The organism is Nocardioides sp. P5_C9_2 (genome assembly GCF_054049555.1).
The window spans coordinates 1-11,616 of the sequence record NZ_JBFUMD010000061.1 but is presented as its reverse complement, the minus strand read 5'-3'; the positions used below and the strand labels follow the sequence as shown (position 1 = coordinate 11,616).

Annotated in this window: 12 protein-coding genes; all 12 read left to right on the top strand. The window is 70.0% G+C overall.

From position 1 onward, the window contains the following. On the top strand, positions 1 to 307 hold a 307-nt coding region (locus ACXJKL_RS05050; protein WP_457205965.1), incomplete at its 5' end, for a glycine cleavage T C-terminal barrel domain-containing protein. Next, a complete protein-coding gene (locus tag ACXJKL_RS05045; RefSeq protein WP_457205964.1) occupies positions 307 to 1,080 on the top strand; it encodes an electron transfer flavoprotein subunit beta/FixA family protein in 774 nt (257 codons plus the stop codon). The genes ACXJKL_RS05050 and ACXJKL_RS05045, both read left to right, overlap by 1 nt. Continuing rightward, on the top strand, positions 1,077 to 2,060 hold the full coding sequence (locus ACXJKL_RS05040; protein ID WP_457205963.1) for an electron transfer flavoprotein subunit alpha/FixB family protein: 984 nt from the start codon (positions 1,077 to 1,079) through the stop codon (positions 2,058 to 2,060). The genes ACXJKL_RS05045 and ACXJKL_RS05040 overlap by 4 nt, the downstream gene beginning before the upstream one ends. Before the next feature lie 195 nt (positions 2,061 to 2,255). After that, positions 2,256 to 3,212, top strand: coding sequence for an ABC transporter ATP-binding protein (locus ACXJKL_RS05035; protein WP_457205962.1), 957 nt, complete (start codon positions 2,256 to 2,258; stop codon positions 3,210 to 3,212). 7 nt (positions 3,213 to 3,219) lie between these two features. After that, positions 3,220 to 4,005, top strand: coding sequence for an MlaE family ABC transporter permease (locus ACXJKL_RS05030; protein ID WP_457205961.1), 786 nt, complete (start codon positions 3,220 to 3,222; stop codon positions 4,003 to 4,005). Positions 4,006 to 4,007: 2 nt separating this feature from the next. Beyond that, a complete protein-coding gene (locus ACXJKL_RS05025; protein WP_457205960.1) occupies positions 4,008 to 4,835 on the top strand; it encodes an MlaE family ABC transporter permease in 828 nt (275 codons plus the stop codon). Positions 4,836 to 4,842: 7 nt separating this feature from the next. After that, the gene (locus ACXJKL_RS05020; RefSeq protein WP_457205959.1) at positions 4,843 to 6,144 is read left to right on the top strand and encodes an MCE family protein; all 1,302 of its coding nucleotides are present in this window, start codon (positions 4,843 to 4,845) and stop codon (positions 6,142 to 6,144) included. Next, the gene (locus ACXJKL_RS05015; protein WP_457205958.1) at positions 6,144 to 7,178 is read left to right on the top strand and encodes an MCE family protein; all 1,035 of its coding nucleotides are present in this window, start codon (positions 6,144 to 6,146) and stop codon (positions 7,176 to 7,178) included. Before ACXJKL_RS05020 ends, ACXJKL_RS05015 begins: the two co-directional genes overlap by 1 nt. After that, positions 7,175 to 8,137 (top strand): MCE family protein, encoded by a 963-nt coding sequence (locus ACXJKL_RS05010; protein WP_457205957.1) that lies wholly within the window; start codon positions 7,175 to 7,177, stop codon positions 8,135 to 8,137. The genes ACXJKL_RS05015 and ACXJKL_RS05010 overlap by 4 nt, the downstream gene beginning before the upstream one ends. A 2-nt stretch (positions 8,138 to 8,139) precedes the next feature. Continuing rightward, positions 8,140 to 9,279, top strand: a complete 1,140-nt coding sequence (locus ACXJKL_RS05005; RefSeq protein WP_457205956.1) for an MCE family protein — start codon at positions 8,140 to 8,142, stop codon at positions 9,277 to 9,279. Further along, positions 9,276 to 10,703: an MCE family protein gene (locus ACXJKL_RS05000; protein WP_457205955.1), complete on the top strand. Its 1,428-nt coding sequence runs from the start codon at positions 9,276 to 9,278 to the stop codon at positions 10,701 to 10,703. The genes ACXJKL_RS05005 and ACXJKL_RS05000 overlap by 4 nt, the downstream gene beginning before the upstream one ends. After that, positions 10,700 to 11,616, top strand: a 917-nt coding sequence (locus ACXJKL_RS04995; RefSeq protein ID WP_457205954.1) for an MCE family protein, incomplete at its 3' end; no start/stop codon positions are given. The genes ACXJKL_RS05000 and ACXJKL_RS04995, both read left to right, overlap by 4 nt.

Sequence of the window (11,616 nt, the reverse complement as noted above, 5' to 3'; positions counted from 1 at the left end):
GTGCATGCTCACCGTCGACGACCACACCTCGGCGAGCGGCGTGAAGCGGTACATGCTCGGCGGCGAGCCGATCCTGGGCCGTGACGGCGAGGTGCTCACCGACGGCCACGGCCACCACCCCTACGTCACCTCGGCCGGCTCCGCACCCTCGCTCGGCACCCACGTGCTGATGGCCTACCTGCCACCCGAGCAGGCCGTGATCGGCACCCGGTTGGCCGTGTCGTACATGGAGGAGCTCTACCCCGTCACCGTCGGCTCCGTGGACGCGACCCCGCTCCTGGACCCGAGCAACGACCGGATCCGCTGATGACCGGCTTCCTGGTGTGCGTCAAGCGAGTGCCCGACTCCACCAGCGAGATCGTGCTGACCGAGGACGGGCAGGCGGTCGACGGCCGGTTCGCCGGCTTCACGATGAGCGCGCACGAGCAGTGCGCCGTCGAGCTCGCGGTGCAGGCGGCGGCCGCCACCGGGGGAGAGGCCGCGGTGCTGACCCTCGGTGACACCGACGCGATCGAGCAGGTCCGCGCCGCGCTCGCGGTCGGCTGCACCTCCGCCACGCACGTCGTGGCCGACAGCCAGCGGCTCGGTCCCGCCGACGTGGCCCGCGAGATCGCCGCCGTCGTGCGCGACCACGAGGCGGCGGGGCAGGCGCACGACCTGGTGCTGCTCGGTCACGACGCCGCCGACACCGGCGACTTCCAGGTGGGCATCCGGCTGGCCTACGAGCTCGGCCGTCCGGTCGTCAACGGGGTCACCCGCGTCTCGGTCCAGGACGGGGTGGTCACGGCGAGCGGCGACGGGCCCGACGGCCACGAGACCTACCGGGTCCCACTGCCGGCGGTCGTCACGGTCCTCGAGGGCGGCATCGAGCCGCGCTACCCGACGGTGCCGGGCCGGATGAGGGCCAAGAAGGTGCCGGTCGAGGAGCGCCAGCTCGCCGGGACGCCGAGCGGTCCCTCCCGGGTGCGCTGGTCGCTGCCGCCGGCGGCTCCCAGCGACGTCACGGTGCTGGGCAAGGGGCCCGACGCAGCACCCGCCGTGGTCGACCTGCTCGAGCAGCTGGGGGTGCTGACCCGATGATCCTGGTCCTGGTGGAGAAGGACCTCGGGGGCGACGCCGTCGAGGTGTCCCTGGAGACCCTCACCCTCGCCCGCTCGCTCTCCGAGGCCGGCGGCGGGGTCCCCGTCGACGCGGTGGTCGTCGGCGACGTGTCACCCGCGCTGCAGGCGCAGCTCGCGGCGTACGGCGTGCGCGGCGTCCACGCCCTGACCGGCCCCGCCTTCGAGGCGTTCTCCGGAGCGGCGTGGGCCTCCGGCATCGAGACGGTCCTCGCGAGCACCCGCTCGGTCGTGGTGACAGCCGCCGGCACGCCGCGCGGCGGGGAGGTCCTGGCCCACCTGTCCGCGCGGGCCGGGGTGTCGATGGCCGCCAACGTGCTGTCCTTCGGGGGGCTGTCGCCCTTCGTGGTCACCCGGCAGGTCGTGGGCGGCCAGGCGCTGGAGGAGATGCAGCTCTCGGGGCGCCCGACCGTCTTCACCGTCGCGGGCCACGCCGTCGAGGCCGTCGCTGCCCCGTCCCCGGGTGACGCCACGCTCACCGAGCACGCCCCGGAGGTGGCCGAGGCCGACCTCGTCGCCCGCGTCGTGTCCACCGAGGAGCCCGCCCCCGACCTGTCCGGCGGCCTCACGTCCGCCAGGGTCGTGGTCGGCGCGGGTCGCGGCGCCGGCGGCGAGGGCGGCTTCGACGACCTCCTCGAGCTGGCCGCCCTGCTCGACGCACCGCTCGGCGTGTCGCGGGTCGTCACCTCCCTGGGCTRGCGTCCGCACCACGAGCAGGTGGGCCAGACGGGCAGCCGGATCTCGCCCGACCTCTACATCCCCTGCGGCATCAGCGGCGCCATCCAGCACTGGGCCGGCTGCAGCAGCGCCAAGGCGATCCTGGCCATCAACACCGACCCCGACGCGCCGATGGTCACCAAGGCGACCCACGCGGTGATCGGGGACCTCCACGAGGTGGTGCCGGCCATCAACGCCGAGATCCGGCGGCGCCGGGCGGGCTGAGCGCGCTTCGGAGTTACCTTCGGGTAGGCCCGGAGCCGTCACGGCGAGTGACACGCTGCGTACGTCTCGTGACGCGGGGGCGATTCCCGCGTAACCTCGCGGCGACGTCCGCGTTGGTCCCCCCGTCGGGAGCGACGCGGAGTCGCTCTGCACGGCCCCCGCCGTGCGACGCGAGGCTCAGAGGGAGGCTGCGACATGGGCGTTGAGATCAAGGTCGACGGCCTCACGAAGGCATTCGGCAAGCAGCTCATCTGGGGCGATGTCAGCCTGTCGATCCCCGCCGGCGAGGTCTCGGTCATGCTCGGCCCCTCCGGCACCGGCAAGTCGGTCTTCCTCAAGACCCTGATCGGGCTGATCAAGCCCGACCGCGGCTCGATCCTGATCGAGGGCACCGACATCGCGAGCTGCTCGGAGAAGGACCTCTACGAGATCCGCAAGCTCTTCGGCGTGCTGTTCCAGGACGGCGCCATGTTCGGCTCGATGAACCTCTACGACAACGTCGCCTTCCCGCTGCGCGAGCACACGAAGAAGACCGAGTCCGAGGTCCGCACCATCGTGATGGAGAAGATGGACCTCGTCGGCCTCGTCGGCGCCGAGGACAAGCTGCCCGGCGAGATCTCCGGCGGCATGCGCAAGCGGGCCGGCCTGGCCCGGGCCCTGGTGCTGGACCCCGAGATCCTGCTCATCGACGAGCCGGACTCCGGACTCGACCCGGTCCGCACCTCGTTCATCAACCAGCTCTTCATCGACCTCAACGCGCAGATCGACGCGACCTTCCTCATCGTCACCCACGACATCAACAGCACCCGGACGGTTCCGGACAACATCGGCCTGCTCTACCACAAGCACCTGGCCATGTTCGGCCCGCGCGAGATGCTGCTGAGCTCCGAGGAGCCGGTCGTGCGCCAGTTCCTCAACGCCCAGACCGTCGGACCGATCGGCATGTCCGAGGAGAAGGACGCCGACGAGCTGGCCGCCGAGAAGGACCTCGAGATGCCGCCGCTGCCGCCGATCCCGCTCCAGCTCGAGCCGTCGAGCGGCATCCCGCGCCGCCACCAGCGCCCGCCGGGGGAATGGTGCCGCGAGAACGGCGTGACGCCGCCTCCCGGGTCGTTCGAGAGCACCAACGCCGGCCTGGCTCCGGGGGCCTGATCGCGCCGTGTCGACCCTCACCGCATCCCGGGCCCTCGCCCCGATCGGCGCCGCGGGCAAGCTCTTCGCCTTCGCCCTCGACGTCGGTCGCGCGACCGTCCGGCGTCCCTTCCAGCTGCGCGAGTTCATCCAGCAGGCGTGGTTCATCGCCTCGGTCACCATCGTGCCGACCGCCCTGGTCGCCATCCCCTTCGGTGCCGTCATCGCGCTCCAGGTCGGTGGGCTGATCAAGCAGTTCGGTGCCCAGTCGTTCACCGGCTCCGCGTCGGTGCTGGCGGTCATCCAGCAGGCCGCACCGATCGGCACCGCCCTCCTGATCGCGGGGGCCGGCGGCTCGGCGATCGCCGCCGACCTCGGCGCGCGCAAGATCCGCGAGGAGCTCGACGCGATGATGGTGCTCGGCATCGATCCKATCCATCGCCTGGTCGTGCCCCGCGTGCTCGCCTGCATGCTCGTCGCGGTCTTCCTCAACGGCATGGTCAGCGTCGTCGGCGTGGCCGGCGGCTACGTCTTCAACGTCGTCCTCCAGGACGGCACCCCGGGTGCGTACGTCGCCAGCTTCACCGCCCTCGCCCAGCTGCCCGACCTGTGGATCGGGCTCTTCAAGGCCCTCGTCTTCGGCCTCATCGCCGCCGTCGTCGCGTCGTACAAGGGCATGAACGCCGGCGGCGGTCCCAAGGGCGTGGGCGACGCGGTCAACGAGTCCGTCGTCATCACGTTCCTGCTGCTCTTCGTGGCCAACTTCGTCCTGAGCATGATCTACCTCCAGGTCGTGCCCCCGAAGACGGGATGACCATGGCTGATCTCAGGAGCATCTACCGCACCCCGCTCAGGTCGTTGGACGACCTCGGCGGGCAGCTCGCGTTCCACATCGGGGTGATCAAGGYCATCCCCCGGTCGGTCACGCGCTACCCCAGGGAGATCCTGCGGATCCTCGCCGAGGTCACCCTCGGGTCCGGTGCCCTGGCCGTCATCGGCGGCACCGTCGGGGTCATCCTGGGCATGACGTTCTTCACCGGCGCCCAGGTCGGCCTGTCGGGCTACGCGGCGCTCAACCAGCTCGGCACCGCTGCCTTCTCCGGCTTCGTGTCCGCCTACTTCAACACCCGTGAGATCGCCCCGCTGGTCGCCGGCATCGCCCTGGCGGCGACCGTCGGCTGTGGCTTCACCGCCCAGCTCGGCGCGATGCGGATCTCCGAGGAGGTCGACGCCCTCGAGGTGATGGCCATCCCCTCGATGCCCTTCCTGGTGGCCACCCGGGTCGTCGGTGGCCTCATCGCCATCGTGCCCCTGTACGTCGTGGGCCTGCTGTCGTCGTACTTCGCCAGCCGGCTCGTCGTGACGATGTTCTACGGCCAGTCGACCGGGACCTACGACCACTACTTCAACGCGTTCCTGCCGCCGGGCGACGTGCTCTGGTCCTTCGGCAAGGTGCTGGTCTTCGCGGTGACGGTGATCCTCATCCACTGCTACCACGGCTACACCGCGTCGGGCGGCCCGGCCGGGGTGGGCGTCGCCGTGGGCCGCGCCGTCCGCACCAGCATCGTGGCCGTCAACGTCATCGACCTCTTCCTGTCGATGGCCATCTGGGGCACCACCACGACCGTGAGACTGGCGGGGTGAGGCGCGGATGAATCCCCTGCGCGCCCTCACCGGCAACCACAAGGTGCTCGGCGTGGTCTTCCTGTGCCTGATCCTCACCAGTGTCTGGCTGGCCTACGGCGTCTTCACCAAGAAGTTCACCGACTACGACGAGGTGACCCTCCAGACGTCGAAGATCGGGCTCCAGCTGCCCATGCGCGCCGACGTCAAGATCCGCGGCGTCCAGGTCGGCGAGGTGATCGCCATCGACGCCGACACCGACGGCGCCAGCCTGACGCTGGGCCTCTACCCCGACGAGCGCGGGCAGATCCCGGCCAACGTGACCGGCTCGATCGTCCCCAAGACCCTCTTCGGCGAGAAGTACGTGTCGCTCGTCGTGCCCGAGCAGCCCTCCGACCGGAGCATCGCCGCCGACGCGACGATCCAGCGCACGGAGGTCTCCACCGAGGTCGAGCAGGTGCTCTCCGACCTCTACCCGCTGCTGCGCGCCGTGCAGCCCGCCGAGATCAACATGACCCTCAACGCCATCGCCACCGCCCTCGAGGGCCGCGGCGACCAGCTCGGCGAGAACCTCGAGGTCGTCGACGGCTACCTCAAGCGCTTCAACCCCGAGATCCCGGCGCTGGTCGAGGACCTGCGGCTGACCGCGAAGGTCTCCGACATCTACGCCGACGTGCTGCCCGAGGTCGCCACCATCCTGCGCAACACGATCACCACGACCCAGACCCTGGAGGGCCGCGAGGACAAGCTCAACGCGCTCTTCAAGGACATCGGACGCTTCTCCGCGACCACCGAGCGCTTCCTCGACACCAACGGCGACAACCTGGTCCGGCTCGGGGACCTGGGGCGCACCCAGCTGCAGCTGCTCGCGAAGTACGCGCCCGAGTACCCCTGCCTGCTCGAGGGGATCGTGAAGGCCGGGGACCTCCAGGCCGAGGCGTTCCGCGGGTTCACCCTGCACATCGTCCTGGAGACCCTGCCCAACCAGCCCCGCGGCTACGGCCCCCAGGACGCCCCGGTGTACGGCGAGACGCGCGGCCCCCACTGCGGCTCCCTGCCCAGCCCCCCGGGGGACCAGGCCAACCCGTTCGACGGCCAGCCCGACTTCGTCGACGGCGTCGACGAGCCGACCGGCAAGGGTGTCTCCCGCAGCGCCACCGGCTGGGCCGGCGGCGACGGCTACACGGGGGGCCGGGACGAGGCCGCGCTGCTGAAGGGGCTGCTCGGTGCCTCGATCGGCACCGGCGCCGAGGACGTTCCTGACCTCGGCGTGCTGCTCGTCGGACCCATGGCGCGAGGCGCCACCGTGACGCTCGGGGAGGCCCGCTGATGCCGCTGCTCGACGCCCGGACCTCCATCGACCTCACCAAGCTGATGATCTTCATCCTCGTGACGACGCTGGCCACCGCCGTGCTCGTGGTCACCATCGGCAACCTGACCTTCGGCGAGACCCGCAGCTACAAGGCGGTGTTCGTCAACGCGACCGGCGTCGTCAAGGGCGACGACATCCGCGTCGCCGGGGTGAAGGTCGGCGTCGTGGAGGACATCGAGATCGAGGACCGCACCCGCGCGCTGGTGACCTTCACCGTCGATGAGGACACCGCCGTCACGGGAGCCACGTTCGCCACCATCAAGTACCGCAACCTCGTCGGCCAGCGCTACGTCGCGTTGACCCAGGAGATCGGCGACACGGGGCGGCTGCCCGCCGACGCCACGATCCCGGTCGACCGCACCCAGCCGGCGCTGGACCTCACGGTGCTGTTCAACGGCTTCAAGCCCCTGTTCCAGGCGCTGTCGCCCACCGACATCAACAAGCTGTCGTACGAGATCGTCCAGGTGTTCCAGGGCGAGAGCGGCACCCTCGAGGGGCTGCTGCAGCACACGGCGTCGGTGACGTCGACGCTCGCCGACCGCGACGAGGTGATCAGCGACCTCATCGAGAACCTCAACCAGGTGCTGGCCCACATCGGYGATCGCGACGAGCAGCTGTCCCGCCTCATCGTCTCCTTCCGCACGCTGATCGGCGGGCTCAAGGACGACCGGCAGRCCATCCTCGGCTCCCTCGACGAGATCTCCGACCTGTCCGTGGAGACGTCCGACCTGCTGTCCGGCATCCGCAGGCCCTTCGTCAAGGACATCAAGGAGCTGCGTACCGTCGCCGGCAACATCGATGCGAACAAGGCCGAGCTCGACCGGGCGCTCCAGGTCCTGCCCATCAAGCTCGAGAAGGTCGGCCGCACCGCGATCTACGGCTCGTGGTTCAACTTCTACCTGTGCGAGTTCCAGGGCCGCATCAAGCTCCCCGGCAACCTCAACGTCCCGGTCTCCTACCAGCCGGGCTCCGATCGGTGTGATCTCGGATGAAACCTTTCCGCGAGCGCAACCCCGTGATCATCGGGTTCGTCAGCCTCGTCGCCCTCGGGCTGCTGCTCACCGCGGCGCTGCGAGCCGACGACCTGCCGCTGATCGGCGGTGGGGACACCTACCGTGCGGCCTTCACCGAGTCCGGCGGCCTCAAGAAGGGTGACGAGGTCCGCATCGCCGGTGTCCGGGTCGGCAAGGTCGACCAGGTGGCGCTCGACGACGGCCTGGTGGTGGCGACGTTCAAGGTCGACAGCGGGGAGGCCTTCGGTCCCGACACCCGGGCCGCCATCAAGGTCAAGACGCTGCTCGGCGCCATGTACCTGTCCCTCGAGCCGGTCGGTGGCGGCCAGCTGGAGGAGGGCTCGACGATCCCCGTCGAGCGCACGTCCTCGCCGTACGACGTCGTGGACGCGTTCGAGGGCCTCGCAGACACCACGGACCGCATCGACACCGACCAGCTCGCCGGGGCGCTCACCACCCTGGCCGACCTCACCCGCAACACTCCCGACGAGTTCCGCTCCGCCCTCGACGGCGTCACCCGGCTCTCGGCCAACGTCGCGGCCAAGGACCAGCAGATCAACGAGCTGCTGGTCAACCTCGACCGGGTGTCCGGCGTGCTCGACGAGCGTGACGACGACATCGTCGCCCTGATGCGCGACGCGGACGTGCTGTTCCGTGCGCTCGTGGGCCGCAAGCAGGCGATCCACGACCTGCTGGAGTCGACCTCCACCCTGTCGCGCGAGCTGACCCTGCTCGTCCGGCAGAGCCGGGACGACCTCGCACCCGCCCTGACGCACCTGGAGAACGTCGTCGCCGTGCTCAACAAGAACGAGGACAACCTCGACAACAGCCTGCGGCTGATGGCGCCGTTCTACCGGGTCTTCGCCAGCACGCTCGGCACCGGACCGTGGTTCGACACCTACATCCAGAACCTGCCTCCGGCACCGCAGGTGGGCTGATCATGGAACTCGTCCGCAAGTTCGCCGTCCCGCTCGTGGTCCTCGCCCTGGTGGCCGCCGCGGCCATCACGATGTTCACCGGTTCCGACTCCAAGCGCGTGGTGGCCCACTTCCCGCGCGCCATCTCGATCTACGAGGGGAGCGAGGTGCGCGTCCTCGGCGTGCCGATCGGCAGCGTCGAGACCGTGGAGCCCTCGGGCACCGACGTGGTGGTGACGATGACCTACGACAGCGAGGTCGAGCTGCCGGCCGACGCGAAGGCGGCCATCGTCGCGCCCTCGATCGTCGGCGACCGCTTCATCCAGATCACCCCCGTCTACACGGGTGGGGAGGTGATGGCCGACAACGTCGAGCTCCCCGTCGAGCGGGCCGCCGTCCCGATCGAGCTCGACCAGATCTACGAGAGCCTGGACACCCTCAACGTCGCRCTCGGACCCAGCGGCGCCAACCGCAACGGCGCGCTGTCGGACCTGCTCGCCGTCACGGCCGACAACTTCGACGGCCAGGGGGCCAACCTGCGCTCCACCCTGGGCAACGTCGCGAAGCTGACGGCCACCTTGGACAACAACAAGGAGGAGCTGTTCGGCAGCGCCGAGAAGCTCGGCAAGTTCGTCAGCACCCTCGCCGAGAACGACCGGACCGTACGCCGCTTCAACCAGTCGCTCGCCGACGTCTCCGGTCTCCTGGAGGGCGAGAAGGAGGAGCTCTCGGCCTCCCTGCGCAACCTGTCGGTGGCACTCACCGAGGTGTCGTCCTTCGTCAAGGAGAACCGTGAGGTCCTGGGCCGCAACATCTCCGGCCTCAACCGGGTCTCCAAGGTCCTGGTCAAGCAGCGTGACGCGCTCGACGAGATCCTCGCGGTGGGCCCGCTGGCGCTCAACAACCTGGCGCTGACCTACAACCCGCAGGCCGGGACTCTCGACACCCGCGCCAACCTCGGCGAGCTCCTCAACCAGGTGACGGCCGACCCCGCGACGTACCTGTGCGGGCTCACCAGCCAGGTCAAGGGCGCCGACGGCGTGTGCGACACCATCAAGCAGGTGCTGCCCCGGACGGGTGCGCTCCCGAAGGGACCGGTGCCGGCCCGCCCGGACCAGCGGTTCGACCCGACCCTCGGTGGTCTCGTGGAGGTGTCGCGATGAACCGCGTCAAGGCCGTCGTGATGGTCTTCGTGGCCGCGCTGGCCCTCTCGGCGTGCGACTTCGACGTCTACGAGCTGCCGCTGCCCGGCGGTCCCGACGTCGGCTCCGACCCGATGACCGTGCGGGTCCACTTCGCCGACGTGCTCGACCTGGTGCCGAAGTCGACCGTCAAGGTCAACGACGTCACCGTCGGTCAGGTGACCGACGTGTCCCTCGACGGCTACACAGCCGTGGTCGAGCTGGAGATGCGCCGCGACGTCGCGCTGCCCGACAACGCGGTGGCGGAGATCCGCCAGACCAGCCTGCTCGGCGAGAAGTTCGTCTCGCTCAAGGCCCCGGAGGCCGGTTCCAGCGACGACCCGCTCGAGAGCGGCGACGAGATCCCGCTCGAGCGCACCGGGCGCAACCCGGAGGTCGAGGAGGTGCTCGGCGCGCTGAGCCTGCTCCTCAACGGGGGAGGCGTGGCCCAGCTCAAGACCATCACGCAGGAGCTCAACCTCGCCCTCGAGGGCCGGGAGGGCACGGCCCGGTCGGTGCTGCGCCAGATCCGCGACTTCATGGCCCAGCTCGACGACAACAAGGGCGACATCGTCGACGCCATCGAGAAGCTCAACCGGCTGGCCCTCGGGATCCGCAAGGAGCAGCCGACCATCGACGCCGCCCTGGACGAGCTGCCCAGCGCCCTCGACTCCATCGACCGCCAGCGCGAGGACCTGGTGGCGATGCTCCGCTCGCTCGAGGACCTGAGCGCGGTCGGCGTCAAGGTCATCCGCGCGTCCAAGGAGGCCACCATCGACTCGCTGGAGGCGCTCGACCCGGTGCTGACCCAGCTCGCGGCGTCGGGGGACGACTTCACCAACGCGTTCCACGTGTTCCTCACCTACCCGTTCGTCGACGAGGTCGTCGGCCGGGACCCGCAGGTGGCGCGCAACCTGCACATGGGCGACTACACCAACCTCTCCATCACGCTCGAGGTCGACCTCTCGCAGGGCACCACCGGGCTSCCCACGCTGCCCACCAACCTGCCCTCGCAGATCGATCCGACCGTGATCGTCAACAACGTCCTGGACTGCCTGGCCAGCGGCGACCTGACGAGCCCCGCCTGCCAGCGGGTCCTGGCCACGCCCACCGACCTGCTGAAGCTGCAGGAGGAGTGCCGCAAGGACGCCAACAAGGACAAGGACGTCTGCCGCGAGCTCAACCAGGTGCCCAACCTTCCGCTGCCCACCGAGACGACCACGATCCCGGGCGTCCCGGTGCCGGTGCCCAGCGTGCCCACCGTGCCGGGGCTGCCGACCGTGCCCGGGCTCGGCCGGGCCGGCACCCAGGAGCGGACGCCGCACGGACCGACGTACGGACAGCTGATGGACCACTACGACCCGGCTCTGGTGAGCCTGCTCGTCCCCGGGATGGTGCTGCGATGATCACCGCTCGAACCAGGATGCAGCTGGTGGTCTTCGCGATCATCACCCTGCTCGGCGTGACCTACGTCGGGGCGCGCTACGCCCGCCTCGACCGCGTGTTCGTCGACGACACCTACACGGTGGTCGCGCACTTCGCGGACTCCGGCGGCGCGTTCGCGGGCGCCGAGGTGTCCTACCGGGGGGTCCGCATCGGCGAGGTGTCCGAGATGGTGCTCACCGACCAGGGCGTGGACATCCACCTCGACATCGACCAGGAGCAGGACCGCATCCCCGCCGACAGCCTGGCGCTGGTCGGCAACCGCTCCGCGGTGGGCGAGCAGTACGTCGAGCTGCAGCCGCAGGTCGATGACGGTCCCTACCTCGAGGACCAGTCGCAGATCGCCCTCGACCGCACCCGCACCCCGATCCAGACCGACACCCTGCTGACGCACCTGTCCGAGACCGTGCGCAGCGTCGACGAGCAGGACCTGCAGACCGTCACCACCGAGTTCGGCGAGGCCTTCGCGGGGGCGGGGGAGGACCTCCAGACGATCATCGACTCCGGCACCGCCTTCATCGACGCCGCGGACGCCAACTTCGAGGTCACCACCAAGCTGATCCGCGACGGCAACGTCGTCCTCAACGGCCAGGTCGACTCCGAGAGCGCCCTGCGCTCCTTCGCCCGCGACCTCAGCACGTTCTCCACCTCCCTGGCCGGGTCCGACAAGGACCTCCGCTCGGTGATCGACAACGGCAGCGCCACCGCCACCCAGCTGCGCACCTTCATCGAGGACAACGAGGTCGAGCTCGGCGAGCTCCTCAACAACCTCGTCACCACCGGCGAGGTCGTGGTGAAGAACATCAAGGGCGTCGAGCAGCTGCTCGTCATCTACCCGTACGTCGTGGAGGGTGGCTTCACCGTCGTGTCCAGGAC